The following is a 15,658-nucleotide window of genomic DNA, read 5'->3' on the forward strand; positions in this document are numbered from 1 at the left end:
GCCGGCCACCGATCCGACGAAGAGAGCTATCCCGCAAACCTTGCAAAAGCCGCGCGTTTGGGGCAAACAAGCGCCGCTTGCCGCGGTAGCTCAGTTGGTAGAGCGGCGCATTCGTAATGCGTAGGTCGGGGGTTCGAATCCCTTCCGCGGCACCACTCCTCAGTCCAGCGATGCCCGAACTGGCCTGAAGATCGAGACAGCGTCTCGATTTTCGGGTTGGCAGTGGTCCGGCACGGTTCACGGAAGGCTGTCGGCATCCAGCGAATGTGTTGGCACGACCGCTGCCAACGCCAACGCGATGCCAACAGACGTCCCTAACCGACGTAGCCATAAGGGCCCTCAAGCCAACGGAGAAGCCGCGTCAGCTCTCGGACGGAGGTGGGCCCCAATTAGTCGTGCCCCGTGCCCCGCTGGCGGCCGGCCCTGGCGGGCGGCCGCTACAACGGCAACCGGTGCTCAGCTTCGGGCTGGCCGAGGCGCGGCGGCTGCGCGATGAAGCGAAGAGCTTGTTGAGCCAAGCCTTGTTAAGCCAAGCCTTGGATCCGCGCCAGCAAACGACAACCGACAAGCTAGCTGGCGCCCTTCAACAACCATTTCCTCCCGATCAACGACGTTGGAAACAGCGCGAGGAGGCAGAGGACGTCCATATGGGGCCGTCTTTGATCGAGCGCCCAAAAATGCCGAGAGGAAAGCGTCGGGCGTGATGCATCACTCAGTTTGGAGCGCTCGAGCCAGGATTGCGACAGCAAAGCGGTGTGACCGTCGGCGAATACATGAACACGATCGTCGAATACACCGGACGAAGCGTCAACGGACCTCGTATTTGTTTGATTTTTGTGAAGACGCTATTGAGACTAGACAAGTCGACCGTCGCTCGCAGCGGCGAAGGCTGGCCTGCCGGTGCTGACGGCGAACCGGGACGAGTTCGACCCGCATCAACAAGTTCCGGTCCGGCACCATTGTCGAAGGCTCATCGCAGGATGAACGCCTGTGCGGCCTCGGCATCGAGACCATCATCATAACGGGGTGCGTTACCAATATTTGTTGCGAGTCGCTCGTCCGGGCTGCGATGACGCTGAATTACAAAGTTTTTTTGTAACTTAGGCAACTGCAATTCACGCCGACGTCGAGCACAATAATTCGCTCAACAACGTGACGCTCACATTCGCCGAGGTGGTTACGGCCGACGATGCCGCTTCCTGTCTGGCCGCATAGCAGCCTCTGGAGCGGCGGGGCTGGCCCGGCCGGGGGCGGAGGAGCCCGGGCCGAGGCGCAGGGCAGCGACTGAGCCGCCCCCTCCTTCAACTCCTATGTCGCGCAGCGAAGGCAGGGGGCGCTCGGCATCGAGCTGTCATGGCGCCGCGCGGATAGCTCGTTCTGCAAGGATTGAGAATTCCGCCGGCCGCGGGCCCATGCAGTATCGGCTTGCGGCTCCTCTGTGGGCCCTTTCACAAGCGCGTGAGCACCCGCCCATTTCGCAGCTTGGCGCAGCCGTGCCGACGGCAGAGGCCGAGTCGCGAAGCCTCGCCTCCCTTGGCTGGGTAACGACTTGATCTAAACGAAGGTCGAACATGTAGCTCTGGCGCTTGCTCCAGATGAGGTCGAGCGAACGATTGGTTTGTCACTGGCCTTTAGTTATGTCGCAGGTATAGTGCGGCGGTCGAGCTGCAGGGGGGCGTGATTGGCTGCTCGTCGAGGGGGGTTGCATGTCAGGTCATTCGCTACGTCACGTGGTCAATATCGATGCAGACCACGCCAAGGTTCGTCGTGCCCTCACCACGCCCGATGGGCTGGAAGGATGGACGATGGCCAAGGTCTCCGGCGGAGGGGATGTCGGCTCGACGTGGATTCTGCAATACGGCAGCGGCCCCACGTTCCATTGGGAAATCATCGCGCACGACGCGGACACCGTGGCTTGGAAATGCACTGAAGGGCCGGGCGACTCCGTCGGCACGACGGCGACCTTCCACCTGGGAGCGGAGCCGCGCGGTCGCGTGCAGATCACGTTCGATCACGCCGGCTGGCCGCATGACGGGGGCAATTTCGCCAAGTGCAACAGCCTGTGGGGCGCCATGCTCCACCACCTTCGCGCCTATGCGGAGAAAGGCACCGTCGCTCCCGCTCACGCCTGAACGCCCGCTTCACTCCTGAAGGCGCTTCCTCCGCAAGGGCCGCACCATGCAGCAATCGCTAGCCGACTTCGTGGCCTCGATGGACGAGGCGGGGTTCCTCGTGCGGATTTCCGGCGAGGTCCGCGTCGACCAGATCCCGCAGGTCCTCGAGGCGAATCCGACAAAAGCTGTCCTCATTGAAAAGATCAAGGACAGCGAATTCTCGGTCCTCGCGAACGCCTATTCCAACCAGGACATGTTCGCCTGGGCCATGGGCTGCGACAAGACCAAGACGGGCCTGAAGATGGTGGAGCGGTCCAAGGGCCGCGTCCCGTGGGAGCAAGTCACCACCGCGCCGTGCAAGGAGGTGATCCTGAAGGGCGACGATGTCGACCTCACGCGATTGCCGCTCTTCCTGCATCACGACCGCGACGGGCACGCCTATACCAACGACAACCTGTTCATCAGCAAGCATCCGGATACCGGGGTCTACGACTGGGGCATCTATCGCTCGATGTTCCGCTCGAAGGACGAAAAGTCCGTCGACATGACCTGCACGTCCCACCGGCAGCGCATCCACGCGATGGCCGCGGCGGCCAAGGGCCAGAACCTCGAGGTCGCCATCGTGCTGGGCGGCCCTACGCTGGACAAGATCTCCGCGCTCGTCGGCGTCACCGCCGACACGGATGACTTCGAGGTGCTGGGCGCATTCTACGGCGCGCCCGCGAAGATGGTCCGCTGCGAGACCATCGACGTCGTCGTGCCCGCCAATGCCGAGATCGTGCTCGAATGCGAGTTGATGGCGCTGGAAGGCCTCGTCTTCGACGAGGGGCCGTACGGTGAGTTCACCGGCATGTACGGCGGCGGCATCAAGCATAACTATCGCCTGAAAGTAAAGGCGATGACGTACCGCAAGGGCGGCATCTACCAGCATTGCACGATCGGGGGCCTGCACCCCTGGTATACGGACAACATGCTGCAGCTGCCGGCGATCGAGGCCGATCTCTTCAACGGCCTCAAGAACGCGGGCATCGAGGTTCACGAGGTCCGCTGCCCCGCCGGCGGCCTGTCGAACATCGCCTATGCCAAGATCCACCCGCTCGGCGCCGGCGACGCCAAGCAGGCGCTCGGCGTGATGCTCACCTGCTCGAAGCAGGGCCTTCCCAAGGTGGCGATGGTCTTCGACACCGACGTCGATATCTGGGACGACCAGGCCGTCCTGGCAGCCATGGCCTATCGCTATATGCCCGATCGGGACACGGTGCGGCTCGACGGGCTGAACACGATGACCGTGGACCCCAAGAGCAGCGAATTGGGCATTGCCTCCAAGATCGGGATGGATTGCACGGTACCGTTAGGTTCCAGCTGGAATCCCAATGAATTCGTGCGCAGCACGTTGACCGATCTGGGGGACCCGCCGCCGGACGTCAGGGTCATGGGCGAAGAGGAGCTGACGCGCGACATGCGGGCCTTCATCGCTGCGGAGCCCCGCGCGTGGTACGAGATCCTGAAGCACTATCACGGGCAGCCGTACCCGATCCTCTACCGCGCGTTCGGCAATCTTCGTCACGAGCTCGGCCGCACGAACGATCCGCCCTGGTACCGCTACACGCTGTCGGACAAGCCCTTCACCTGGGAGGCTGCGCCTCAGTCGCTCCTCCACTCCGATCCGCGGCATATCAAGACCTCCGGATAATCCGTCAAGCAACGCGAGGGGCTCCGGATCTCACGCCCCCAGCTGTCGAGGAGGGCCAGTTTGGGCTTGGTCCTGTCAACGCAAGGGGTGCGAGAGCGCTCTGCGATTGGGTGGAATCACCCAATCGCAAGAGAAGCGCCCAAGACTCAAAGAGTTATGAGCGTTTCGCCATCGGATGAGATCATCCGATGGCGAAACGCTCTGGTCGGTGCGGGGGCTGGTCGGGCGCCGCAAGCGCGGCCGGTGAGATCCGTCTCACCGCGCCGCGGCTTGGCCTTGCTCCTCCAGACGGATCCCGACAAGCGCGCGCGCCGCGACGATCGCCGCCAGGCCGATGAGCGAGCCCAAGACCGCCTCGAAGGCACGCTCCGCCAGCAAGGGGCCCCACGGCAGGCCGCGGCCGAGATTGCTCATCCCGATCGCGAGCGGCGACAGGAACAGAAGGGCCACGCCATATTGCTTGGCAATGAACAACTCGGCGATCGCCTGGCACACCACGATCATCACGATCAGCGCAAGCACGCCCGGCTCGAACGCGAAGATGACGCTGGCCAACGCAACGCCGCCGAGAGTGCCGGCGATGAGAGCGACGATCCTGAGATGAACCCGGGACGACAACAGGGCGGGCATCATCGCCGCGACCACCACGGGTGCCCAGAAGGGATGGCCGATCCCGAGCGCCAGCGCCGCCAACCAGGCGGCAAGAACCCCGACGGCAGCGGTCGCGATCGAGGCCGCGTGCTGCCGGCGGTCTATGGTGGTGAGCCCCGCTGCAATCCGGTCGCGCAAACGACCCCGCGCGTCGGTTTCGTGCGCGAGGACTCGCTCGAGAGCGGTCAGCGCCACCGAGAAGATCGCCGCTGCGAAGCCGACAGCCGTCCCAGCCAGGACCTTCGTCCAGGTCGTGGGAAGATCGGCGAGCACCAGGAGGATGAGAACGAAGAAGATCTCACCCCGCGGCACCCATCTCATGGCGGCGCCCAATGCGCCGGCGCAGAGCACGAGCGCAACGAGCAGCACGCCCAGCAGCCATGTCGGTCCATGCGCGGCAGCGAAGAGCGTGGCGACCGCCATCGTGACGGTGAAGGCGATGGCCACGGCCAGCTGGGTCTCGATCCGGCGGCCGGATGGTTCGCCGTGACCATAGAGCGACGCGAGCGCGCCGAAGGCTGCAAAAACCGCAAGGTCGAGCCTGCCGAGAGCGTAGACCGTCAGCAGAGGAAGTCCGACGGAAAGCCCCACGCGAACAGCGGCCCGAATGTCATGGCTTCGCGGACTTGGGATCAAGCGACGCATCACTGAACTCGCGAAGGGAATCATCCGCCATGCCATATCAGGACCTGCGCGCTTTCTTGGCAGCACTGAAAGAGTCGGGGGAACTCGTCGAGATCGAGCGGCCCATTGCCTTGAAGTACGATATTGCCAAGGCGCTTGCAAAGTCGAGTTCGCTTGGCGGACCGGCCCTCCTGTTCCGGCAAACGGGCACGGCGTTCCCGCTCGTGGCGGGCCTCTATGGAAGCCGCAAGCGGGCATTGATTGCCTTCGAGGCCACGGAAGCCACGATCCACAAGCGCGTCCTCGACGCCATCCATGCGCCCGTCGCGCCGATCGATTTTCAGGGGCGCGCGCCCTGTCAGGACGTCATGCTTCAAGGCGACGACATCGATCTCACCAAGCTGCCGGTCCCGATCTACAGTCCCAAGGACGGAGGCCCCTATATCACCGCCGCCATCATCGTCTCAGAAAATCCTGAGACCGGTGTGCCGGATATCGGCAACTATCGCCTTCAGGTGCAGGGGCCCAGGCAGATGGGGGTTTTCTCGGCCAGCAATCATCGCTTCGGGAAGAACATCGCGAAAGCCAAGGAGCTGGGGGTGACGCTGCACGGCGCGGCCGTCATCGGTGTCGACCCGATGACGATGTTCTCGTGCCAGGTTCAATCCAGCGATACGACCAACGACTGGTACGTTGCAGGCGGTCTTCGCGCCGCACCCGTCGAGCTCGCGAAGGCCGTCAGCAGCGACTTGAAGGTTCCCGCCCTGGCGGAGTTCGTTATCGAATTCACGGTCAACACGGACAAGCTCGCGGTGGAAGGTCCGCTCGGAGAGTATACCGGATACTATACGCCGGCCGCGCCCAAGCCGACGGCAACGGTCACGGCCATTACCCACCGCAAGGACGCGCTCTTCCAGGGACTGTTGACCGGAAAACCCATCACCGAGAACCATGTCCTGAAGCAGATTCCATTCGAGACCTCCGTCCTGCAGCAACTTCAAGCTCAGTTCCCGACGATCAGCGACATCTCGATCAACAGCTCCGGCGGGGTGCAGGTCTACGTCGTCCTGGCCATGACCCCTCGTTACGAAGGCGAGGCGAGGCAGGCGATCCTGGCGACGATGGCCTGCAACCTCCATCCGAAATGGGTCATCGTGGTTGAGCCGGATATCGACATCAGGAATTCGGCCGAGGTCGAATGGGCGATGTCATTCCGCGTGAAGCCGCGAATGGATGTGTTCGTCGTGGACGGCACGGCGGCGGCCCCGCTCGACCCCTACACCGACGGGGGTCTGTCGTCGGCCGTCGGCATCGACGCAACGCGCCCGTTCGGAGGCGACTTTCCCGAGGTCTCGGAGGTTCCGGGCTGGCGCGAGTTCGATCTGCCCGAGATCGGATCGCGCTAGTGGGGCGTTTCAGCTCATCTGAAATGAAAGTGCCCGACGCCCGAGTTTTCAAGTCGATGGATAGTCGGGTCAAGCCCGACTATGACGAGTGGAGACGGAAAGCCTTTATACTCAACGCCATGGCCGGGCTCGACCCGACCATCCATCATTCAAAGGAACAGATCTTTGCACAGCACCGGCCGGAACCGGTGCCGCAGGAGCTCACGAGGGGGACCATGTCCGAGGGTGTCGGTCTGGCACGCTTTGCCGTCGACCTGTATGGGCGGACGGGCGTCGCAGACGCCTGCCTGCTCTTGCAGGAGAGCGCCGGTGTCGATGTGGATGTGCTGCTGATGGCCATCTGGACGGCGGCACAGAGAGGGCGGCGACTGGAGGACGCACACATCCGGGACGTGCATGCGCACGTAGCGGACTGGAACGAGCAAGTCGTCCGGCCCCTGCGCTCCATGCGAAAACAGCTCAAGCACTATGAGCTCCCTGCCCTGTCAGACCGGGTGAAGCATCTTCGAGCGGGCATCCAGAAGCTCGAGCTCGATGCCGAGATGATCGAGCTCGACGCGCTGGAGGCGGCGGCGATCGACATCGGTGTCGCCGACGGCCACAGCACGGCTACCGAGACGGCCGTGCAGAACGGGCTGGCGATCCTATCCTTCTACAGTGGTCGTGCAGTGCGCGACGACGAAAGACAAGCTTTGCTCCGCATCGCGCATTCGGCAACGGGCGGGGAGCCATGAGGCGCGTCATCATTGCGATCACCGGGGCCTCTGGCGTCATCTACGGCATCCGCGCGCTCGAATTGTTGCGAAACGTGAGCGACGTGGAGACCCATCTCATCGTGACGCCCTCCGGCGCGCGCACGATTGCCGAGGAAACACGCCACGATCTGGACGGCGTCCGCCAGCTGGCAGATGAAGTCTACAGCCACAAGGACATCGGTGCCGCCATCTCGTCCGGATCCTTCCTGACCTCCGGCATGCTGGTGGCGCCCTGTTCCATCAAGACGCTGAGCGGCATAGCGCATTGCTACAATGACGAGCTGGTTGTCCGGGCCGCTGACGTCTGCCTCAAGGAGCGGCGACGCGTCGTGCTGCTCGTTCGTGAAACGCCGTTGCACGCCGGCCATATCCAGCTCATGGCGCAGGCGACGCAGAACGGCGCGATCATCATGCCGCCCGTTCCCGCCTTCTACCATGGCCTCCAGACCCTGGACGAAGCGGTGACTCAGACGGTGGCGAGGGCGATGGATCTGTTCGGCATCCATCTCGACCTCACCAAGCGCTGGCGCGAGCCAGGTTGATCGGGGCGGCCTCAGTGTCCGGCGCCCGCGGTTTCGATTGATCCAGGCGGGGCGCTCGGCAAGAGAACTGGGATGACCGAGCGATCCGATCTTCGGGTGGGTGACGGCATCGTGCCCGTCATCCCCTACGATGCCTTCGAGGCAGCCAACCTGTTCCTGGCGACCGGCCGCAAACTCGAAGAGGTGCTGCCTCTGATCGGCCTCGGCCTCGCCGAGTGGCAGCGGCTGCGCGACACCTACCGCCGACGGGCGCTTACCGACGAACGCCGGCATCCCTTCGGCACGGTCATCACACGCAGAAGTCACACGAAGCCGAGCGCCGCAGGCTTTCGTGCGGAGGACCGGGCGCAAGGTGAGCCTTCGCTGCCGCTCACGCGGAACGCTTGCGCATTTCCAACAGGAAATAGGGGGCGCCGACCAGCGTCGCGATCAGACCGGCGGGGACCTCGTACGGAAACATGGCGTTGCGGCCAAGCCAATCGGCAACAACCATGATCAACGCGCCGAGCATGGCGGACGCGACAAGATGGTCGATTGGACGCCGCATCCCGAGCATGCGGGCCATATGTGGCGCCATCAGGCCGACGAAGCTCAAGGGCCCGACGATCAAGATCGCCGACGCGGTAAGGGCGGCCGTCATCAGCAGAAGCAGCCGACGGGGGGCACCAGGATTGACGCCCACCGCCGTCGCTACGGCGTCGCCGAGCGGGAGCACTGCGAGCCAGCGGGACGTCAGCGGCACGACGAGCAGCGCAGCGGACGCGACCGCCGATGCCATGAGGGCGTCGGCGGCTTCGACGCGATAAGTTGATCCGGCCATCCAGGACAACAGCGTTCCCATGCGGGGATCGGGATCGACCAGCAAGAAGGCCACGACGGCGCTGAAGATGGTTCCGATGGCGACGCCGACGAGGAGCATCCGCTCGGGCGAGAATCGACCGCGGGCGCTGAGAACGGTCAATGCGGCGAGCGTCAGGGCCGCTCCTGCCGTCGCCGCAGCCAATTGCGTCGCTTTGCCAGCGGAGGGGTAGGCAAGGAAAACGGCAATGACGCCGAGGCACGCCCCCGGCGAGACACCAAGGATGTCCGGAGCGGCCAGCGCATTGCGGGTCATGCGCTGCATCATGGCGCCGGCGAGCGCAAGCGTCGCGCCGGCGCAGGAGGCCGCGACGATCCGAGGCCAGCGCCACGCCAGCATGGCCGCGTCCGTCCAACCGCTGAACGACCATCCGTGAGCGCCTTGGCCCAAAGTGAGCGCCAAGGCGAGAACGACCGACAAGCCACCGGCTGCCGAGGCCATGAGCAGAAGCGGCCGCCCATGGTTGTCCGCCGGAGCAGGTGATGGACGGACCTCGGCGCCGTCGACCCTGGTGGTTCGCAGGACCCAGAGCAGCAGCGGGGCGCCCAGCAACGCCGTCATGATCCCCGCCGGCGGCTCGGCCGAGAATGAGCCCAGCACTTGCACCACTTGGTCGGCGAGAAGCAGGATCGACCCTCCCAACACGGACGACCAAATGAGCCGCGCCCGGAAAAGTCGCGCGCCCGACACGCGGGCCAGCGTCGGCGCGGCAAGTCCAATGAAGCCGATCACGCCGACCGCGCTCACCACGAAGGCCGCGAGCGATACTGCGACGGCGAGCGCAAGCGAGCGAACCGAGAGGGGCGATAAGCCCACGCCGCGCGCCGTCTCATCGTCGAGAGCCATGACCGACAAGGGACGAGCCAGAACGGCGGCCGCGACCGCGGGCGGCAGGAGGCTCAGGAGAAGATACCTCGCGACGTCCCAGTTGTTCTGGACGAGCGAGCCGGAGCTCCAGACGAAGACGTTTCCCAGATATTGCCAGTGCAGCAGGCTGAGGGCGCCGCTCAGCGACCCGCACAACATGCTGACGACCAGGCCGGCGACGACCAAGGACAGCGGACGCCATGCATTTTGCGCCGCCAGAAGCAGGACGATCGTCGTGGCCGCGGCGGCACCGCCAAGTGCGATCCACGTTTGCGCAACGACCAGGAGCGCCGGGGCGAAGAGGGTCGCAGCGGTGAGTGCCAGCTGGGCGCCCGCCGAGGCTCCGAGCGTCGTAGGCTCGGCCAGCGGGTTGCGGAGCGCCTGCTGGAACAGGGCGCCGGACAAGCCCAGCGCGGCACCCGCGAGAAGCGCGACGGCGGTCCGCGGCAGCAAGCAGTAGCGAACGATCAACTCGCTCGCGTCCTGCGGGTCGACGAGCGCATCGATCCAGCGATCGGGCGGCAGCCGGCTCCAGATGCCCCACAAGGCGCAGCCGGCCGCGGCCACGAACGTCAAAGCTCCGATCCGTCCTGCGGAACTCCTGCGCCTTTCAACGGACACCGAGGCGCACGATCGCTCCGCGGTCAACCTGGAGCTTCCGCGAGAGCATCTGCCAGGAGCCCGGCGAAGCGTAGCGCGCTCGACGGCCCGCCAAGGACGGCGACCGGCGGCAGCGTCAGGACGCGGCCCCCCCGCACCTGCGGCAGGCGCGTCCAGATCGGGCTTTCGGTCAGCCGCCGTCGGGCAAGCGCGGCTCCGTCCCAGTACTGCGTGATGTCGACGATCACTGCGTCGGGGATCGCCGACAGCCTCTCGGGACCGATCAGTTCCCAGCCCCAGATGCCTTCGCCGCCGGCCCAGGCGTTGGCGACACCAAGCCTGGGCAGGACAGCACCCAGCAGGCTCCTGCGGCCGAAGACCCGCAGGTTACGCCCATCGATATTCGAATTGACGAGGCAGATCGCCTGGCCGCGGCGCTCGCCGAGCCGCCGGGCCGCGGCTTCAAGCGCGGCGGCCGCGTCCTGGACCGCCTGGCGCGCCAGGTCCTCGGTGCCGACGCGACGGGCCACCGCTCGCACGCACTGCATGCAGGTGGCGTAGCGGTCCGGCCCATCCGTAAAGAGGCCCAATGTAGCGACGGGAGCGATCTTCAGCAGCGCCGGGGTCGGCAGCGCCGGCCATGCGGACACCAGAAGGTCCGGCGCGAGCGCCTGCAACAGTTCGAGGTTGGGCTCGGCGACGGTGCCGACATCGACGACCTCGGAACCCAACGTCATATCCGCCTGACCGGCGCGATAGCGAGAGGCCGCCGCTGCCGCGACAAGCCGCGCGCCCGCAAAGCTCGCGATGTCCGTGGCCGCGAGATCCAGCGCGACGACCCGCGGCGGATGCGCCGGCGCTGCGCGGGCAACACGGCTCGCTCCCGAAGCGAGGGGGAGCGCGAGAGCGGCCCGGCACAGTGCCCTGCGGGAGATGGACGGCCCGCCCCTATCGCTCCGGGCGGATGCTACCATCTCGCTTGAAGCTTCACGAGAACGGTTCTGGGATCGCCATAGAACCCGTTGGTCGTCCCCGTCAGGGAGCGGACGTATTTCGCGTTGAAGACGTTATCCACGCTGACCGACGCCGTGACACTGTCGTTGAACTTGTAGGCGACGGACGCCGATGCCGTGGCATAGGCCGGGGCGACCAGCCGCCCGCCGGCATCCTGGGTGTAGAACTCGCTCGAGGCATAGACGCCGCCCCCGACGGTCCATCCGTCGAGCGCGCCGGACAGGTCATAGGTCGTCCAGAGCTTGAAGAGGTGCTTCGGAGCGATCGTCGAAAACGCCACTCCGCCGATGGCTGTGCTTTTGTCGTAGTTCTTCGTGACCGTGTACGTATATCCGGCGAAGATGTTCCATTGCTCGGTGGCGCGGCCGGCGATCTCGAATTCAACGCCTTGAGCGCGGGCCTTGCCCTGGGCAAAATAGGTCGTGTTCGACGGATCGCTCGGGTCGAGCATGGCGCGGTTCTGCTGGGTCAGGCTATAGAGCGCCAGCGTGGCGATCAGGCGATCGCCGAAGTATGAGCTCTTTATGCCCGCTTCGTATTGCTCGCCCTCGACCGGCTTGAGCAGGTTTCCCGATTTGTCGCGCTGCACTTGCGGCTGGAAGATCTGGGAATAGCTGGCATACAGGGCGTAGGTGCTGTTGATATCGTAGACCACGCCGGCGAATGGGATCGGCTTGGCGTCGAGATTGTCGCGCGTGGTCGCCTGGTTCAGGAAGTTCTCACCCGGATTGGGCCTGAACTTGCTGTTCCACCACAGGACACGGCCGCCCAGCACCAATGTCAGGGGGTCGGCCAAACTGATGCGGGCGTTTCCGTAAGCACTGATCTGGTCGGTCAGCGTGTGCCTGCCGAACACCGGGCCATCGAATGCCGGCTTCGGGATGTTGAGATCGAAGATGTTGCGCGTCTGCAGATAGAACCTGTTCGCAAGGGGTCCGTAGAAATTTTGCTGCCCCAGGTCCTCATGCGACGCGTCGATGCCGAACATCAGCTTGTGGTCCCGCCCGAACAGCGAAACAAGCCCATTCGTGTACCAGTCGAAACCGAGCTGCTGGTCGTCCTGCTTCCAACGCGTGGAGGCAAGCGTTCCCGTCAGCGTGGTCGGATTGATCTGGCCCAGGAAGTTCGTCGACGTGACGTCGCTCTGGTAACGGACGTAGTTGAGGCTAGCCTTGGTGGTCCAGCCACTGTCGAAGTTGTGCTGCACTTCCCCGAAAGCGCCGCTCTGAGTGTAGATATTCCTGTTCCACGGCGCGCCGAAGAAAGCCGATCGTGGCGCGTCGACAAACTGGTAGTTGGTTGTGGCGGGCACGCCGGACCAGGGTTGCCGCGCGGGACTGCGCTGGTAGTAAGCGCCCATGCGAGCCGTCGTGCTGTCGGACAGATCGGCCTCGACGACCCCGTAGAGCTGGCCAATGCGACGATAGGTGCTGTCTTCGACGAAGTCCTGGGATTGCACCGTTCCGACGAAGCGACCCCGCACCGTCCTCGATGCGTTGAGCGGGCCGGTGATGTCGAATTCATTCCTGATATAGCCGTAGGAGCCGGCCGAGAGCGTGTTGGCGACGTGGAGCTCGGACATCGGCAGCTTGCGGACGAGATTGAACGTGCCGCCGGGGGAGCCGAGGCCGTTCAGGAGGCCAGCGGGGCCGCGCAGCACTTCGACCCGGTCGTACATCGCGAGATCCTGGGCCGCCGCGCTGATGGCGATGCTTGTCGGCACCCCGTCGAGCTGGAAGGTGTTGATCGGAAATCCACGCGCGTAATAGTACGGCCGGTCGGAATCGCCCTGCTGCACGACGACTCCCGTGGAGTTGGCCACGGCCTTGTCCAACGTCGTCAGGTTTTGATCCTCGATGCGCTTGCGCGTCACGACAGAAACGGACTGCGGCGTCTCCTTGATCGAGGCTCCGTCCTTGGTGATGGTCGCGTAGTCGCTTCCATATGAGTTCGAGCCCTCGGTGGTGGCCGGGCTGCGGCCGCGAACTTCGATCGTATCGAGCGAAATGGCGCCGGGCGCAGTTAGACCGCGGGGCAGCACAGCTGCCGGCGCGCTCGGATCGATGATCATCACTGTTGTGGCATTGCTGAAGCGATAGCTGAGACCGGTTCCGGCCAGTAGTGCCGACAGGGCCTGGGAAACCGTCATGGAACCGCGAACGGGTTTGCCCCTTGCCGAAATCGGTCTGCTCTCGGGAAAGACCACCGAAAGGCCGGTGACGCGGCCAATGTCGTTGACGGCCTGGGGAACGGGCTTGGCTGAAATGTTGAACGTGAACTGGCGTGCCGCCGCTTGTTGCGCCTGCGCCGGTGCGATCGATATGCCGTTCGTCGCAGCGAGCAGCGTCGCCGCCAATGCATAACCGGTCGCGCGCGGCGTCCCCTTCCAGCTCATCGATGCCAGCCCTTCTCGCTCGTCCAATCATGTCCGGCGCAGGCAGCGCAGTTGCTGTAGGTGCCCGAGCCTTCAATGACCTTCACGTTTGAAAGGGCGCTTCACTGAACCTCCCGCGTCGAATTTTTCCGAGCAGACGGCAGCGCTTGGAAATGAAATGAATTTTTACCCGCAGAGAAATGCCGATAATTTTTTGAAGCCGGAGCGCTTCAGGGGCCGATGACCGTGAGGGCGCTCGTCAACGAGGTCATGCGGAAGCCGACGCTGGCCTGGAGCGAGGACAGCGCCGCATCGGTGTCGGCGAGCAGAAAGCTGCCGGTAACGAGCTGGTCGCCGAGCGTGGCGCTCGCGATCACAATACGTCCACGACGGTAGCGAGCGATCTCCGCCACGACGTCGGACAAGCGCGCTCGATAGAAGCTGTAGCGTCCCCTGTGCCAGGCCAAGGCGTCGTCGAGATCGACCCTCTCGATCGGTCCCGCGCCGCGTCGGCCGAACCGCACGCGCTCGCCCGGCTCCAATACGATCGGCTGCGTGCCCCCGTCGATCGTGACGGCAACCTTGCCGCTTTCCAGGACGACGGCTGCACCGTCGGCGGCGAGACCGACATCGAATCGTGTGCCGATGTCGCGGATTTCACCGTTGGCCGCGCTGACGATGAATGGTTTGCCGCCGCGGGCAACATCGAAGAACGCCGTGCCGCGCAGCAGAGTGACGCGGCGCTCCGTCCGGCTGAAGCGTTCGTCGAGGGCGCTGTCGGCGTTGAGCAGTACGGTCGAGCCGTCGGACAAGGTGATCGTTCGGCGCTCGCCGCGTTCGGTCGCGTAGTCCGCCATCAGATTCTGTAGGAGGCTGGGGCGCTGCAACCATGTGGCGCCGCCCAGCACGACGAGGAGGATGGCGCCGGCAACCATAAGCCGTCGCGAGGTGCGGCGCTGGGTCTTGGCCCGGTCCATCGCATCGAGATAGACGGCGAGCTCATCTGCCTCACGTGCGGCGATGCGGCGTCCTGGCGTCTCGAGCGTGTCCCAGACCGCTTCGACATGGCTGAAAGCGCGATCGTGCGCGGGATCGGCCTGGCGCCACGTCTCGAACTCCGCCGCTTCCGATGGCGTGAGTTTTTGCAGCCGTCGAACGAACCAGTCCCTCGCTTCCTCGCGAATGTCGGCTTCTGAGCGTTTAGGGGGATCCGCGTCGGTCATGGGTTCGCAAACGGCTGTTCATCTCACCCAAGGGGCGGCACGGCGCTCCTGTCGGACCGATGACAAACAGGGGAAGCCTTCTAGACCGATTCGTCCAAGGCAGTCTCGCAAGCAGCCATGGCGCGAGCCATATGCTTTGCGACCGCTCGCTCCGAGATTCCAAGGACCGCCGCAATCTCGACGAAGCTTCTACCGTGAATGCGATTGAGGAGGAAGATGTGGCGGGTCCGCTTAGGCAGGCCCGCGATGATGTCGTCGACGGACCGAATATCGTCCCGAGCGGCGACGATGTCGAACGGCGTCGGCGGAGGCGGAGCGTATTGCTCGGGTAAAAGATTGCCAAAGAAGCCTTTCCGCCGCCGTTCCGCCCGCGCGTGGTCGATCGCCGCGTTGCGGGCCGAGCGGGTCAGATAGGCCGGATCATCGATCCCACGATCGATCGCCTTTTCCCAGAGCCGCAGAAAGATGTCCTGGACGAGATCGCAAGCCGTCGCCGAGCACTTCACGTTGCGGCGAAGCTGGCGCTCGAGCCGCGAGCGCTCGACGGCATAGAGGCGCTCGATTTTTTCGGCCCTGGCAGTCATCGTTCCCGGATCGCTGCGAGCGACGCAGCCCTGCTCCACCCACGGGCTAGTCGTAGATCGAGGGCAAAACGCATTCAATCTCAATATTTTAGATCATTTCTAAATCGTGCGGATGCCAAGCTGGAGCCGTTGTGCGGAAGAGGTTCAGCACCTTATTTTCAGCGGTCCGGGGCGCGCTACGCTGCTTCGAGATCGATCGCGGCTCACACGGTTCTTTCCCACGCGTTGCGCATTTGCCACATTGATGGTCGGCGGGCGAGACGACGCCAAGGCCGGCGATCAGCCTTGCGTCGCACCGCGAAAAGTCGATCCTCGTTGCTTCTCGACGCGTCGGACCTGCAGCGAGGCGCTG

13 protein-coding genes and 1 tRNA gene are annotated in these 15,658 nt (G+C 64.5%); 8 read left to right on the forward strand and 6 right to left on the reverse strand.

The window, feature by feature from the left end; translation table 11 throughout:
• The first annotated feature begins 79 nt into the window (after positions 1-79).
• The 5 genes from ACZ5PO_RS06600 (at position 80) to ACZ5PO_RS06620 (ending at position 3,807) form a co-directional block, all read left to right on the forward strand.
• Positions 80-155, forward strand: a tRNA-Thr gene (locus ACZ5PO_RS06600).
• Between the two features lie 297 nt (positions 156-452).
• On the forward strand, positions 453-704 hold the full coding sequence (locus ACZ5PO_RS06605) for a hypothetical protein (RefSeq protein WP_464191506.1): 252 nt from the start codon (positions 453-455) through the stop codon (positions 702-704).
• Positions 705-958: 254 nt separating this feature from the next.
• A complete protein-coding gene (locus ACZ5PO_RS06610) occupies positions 959-1,099 on the forward strand; it encodes an isochorismatase family protein (protein ID WP_464196716.1) in 141 nt (46 codons plus the stop codon).
• Positions 1,100-1,706: 607 nt separating this feature from the next.
• Positions 1,707-2,132: an SRPBCC family protein gene (locus tag ACZ5PO_RS06615; protein WP_464191509.1), complete on the forward strand. Its 426-nt coding sequence runs from the start codon at positions 1,707-1,709 to the stop codon at positions 2,130-2,132.
• Between the two features lie 46 nt (positions 2,133-2,178).
• Positions 2,179-3,807 carry a UbiD family decarboxylase domain-containing protein gene (locus ACZ5PO_RS06620; RefSeq protein ID WP_464191511.1) on the forward strand — a complete coding sequence of 543 codons (1,629 nt, stop codon included), beginning with the start codon at positions 2,179-2,181 and terminating at the stop codon, positions 3,805-3,807.
• A 255-nt stretch (positions 3,808-4,062) separates the two neighbouring features.
• On the opposite strand, the gene ACZ5PO_RS06625 is transcribed toward ACZ5PO_RS06620, so the two are convergent.
• Positions 4,063-5,103, reverse strand: coding sequence for an FUSC family protein (locus ACZ5PO_RS06625; protein ID WP_464191513.1), 1,041 nt, complete (start codon positions 5,101-5,103; stop codon positions 4,063-4,065).
• A 29-nt stretch (positions 5,104-5,132) separates the two neighbouring features.
• Between ACZ5PO_RS06625 and ACZ5PO_RS06630 the strand changes: the two genes are divergently transcribed.
• Genes ACZ5PO_RS06630 through ACZ5PO_RS06640 form a run of 3 tightly spaced genes read left to right on the forward strand, consistent with a single transcriptional unit; the run spans position 5,133 to position 7,785 of the window.
• Positions 5,133-6,488 carry a UbiD family decarboxylase gene (locus ACZ5PO_RS06630; RefSeq protein WP_464191515.1) on the forward strand — a complete coding sequence of 452 codons (1,356 nt, stop codon included), beginning with the start codon at positions 5,133-5,135 and terminating at the stop codon, positions 6,486-6,488.
• Positions 6,488-7,222 carry a TIGR02444 family protein gene (locus ACZ5PO_RS06635; RefSeq protein ID WP_464191517.1) on the forward strand — a complete coding sequence of 245 codons (735 nt, stop codon included), beginning with the start codon at positions 6,488-6,490 and terminating at the stop codon, positions 7,220-7,222. Before ACZ5PO_RS06630 ends, ACZ5PO_RS06635 begins: the two co-directional genes overlap by 1 nt.
• The gene (locus tag ACZ5PO_RS06640) at positions 7,219-7,785 is read left to right on the forward strand and encodes a UbiX family flavin prenyltransferase (RefSeq protein WP_464191519.1); all 567 of its coding nucleotides are present in this window, start codon (positions 7,219-7,221) and stop codon (positions 7,783-7,785) included. The genes ACZ5PO_RS06635 and ACZ5PO_RS06640 overlap by 4 nt, the downstream gene beginning before the upstream one ends.
• Before the next feature lie 370 nt (positions 7,786-8,155).
• Here ACZ5PO_RS06640 and fhuB read toward each other — a convergent pair whose 3' ends face one another.
• From fhuB to ACZ5PO_RS06665, 5 genes are all read right to left on the reverse strand, one after another.
• Positions 8,156-10,132, reverse strand: coding sequence for a Fe(3+)-hydroxamate ABC transporter permease FhuB (gene fhuB, locus ACZ5PO_RS06645; RefSeq protein ID WP_464191521.1), 1,977 nt, complete (start codon positions 10,130-10,132; stop codon positions 8,156-8,158).
• A gap of 23 nt (positions 10,133-10,155) precedes the next feature.
• Positions 10,156-11,085, reverse strand: a complete 930-nt coding sequence (locus ACZ5PO_RS06650) for an ABC transporter substrate-binding protein (RefSeq protein WP_464191523.1) — start codon at positions 11,083-11,085, stop codon at positions 10,156-10,158.
• Positions 11,079-13,520: a TonB-dependent siderophore receptor gene (locus tag ACZ5PO_RS06655; RefSeq protein ID WP_464191525.1), complete on the reverse strand. Its 2,442-nt coding sequence runs from the start codon at positions 13,518-13,520 to the stop codon at positions 11,079-11,081. Before ACZ5PO_RS06655 ends, ACZ5PO_RS06650 begins: the two co-directional genes overlap by 7 nt.
• 209 nt (positions 13,521-13,729) lie before the next feature.
• Positions 13,730-14,722, reverse strand: coding sequence for a FecR family protein (locus ACZ5PO_RS06660; protein ID WP_464191527.1), 993 nt, complete (start codon positions 14,720-14,722; stop codon positions 13,730-13,732).
• A gap of 80 nt (positions 14,723-14,802) precedes the next feature.
• On the reverse strand, positions 14,803-15,345 hold the full coding sequence (locus ACZ5PO_RS06665; protein ID WP_464191529.1) for an RNA polymerase sigma factor: 543 nt from the start codon (positions 15,343-15,345) through the stop codon (positions 14,803-14,805).
• Positions 15,346-15,658: the final 313 nt, after the last annotated feature.

It is taken from the genome of Chelatococcus sp. KU-N122, from assembly GCF_055391085.1.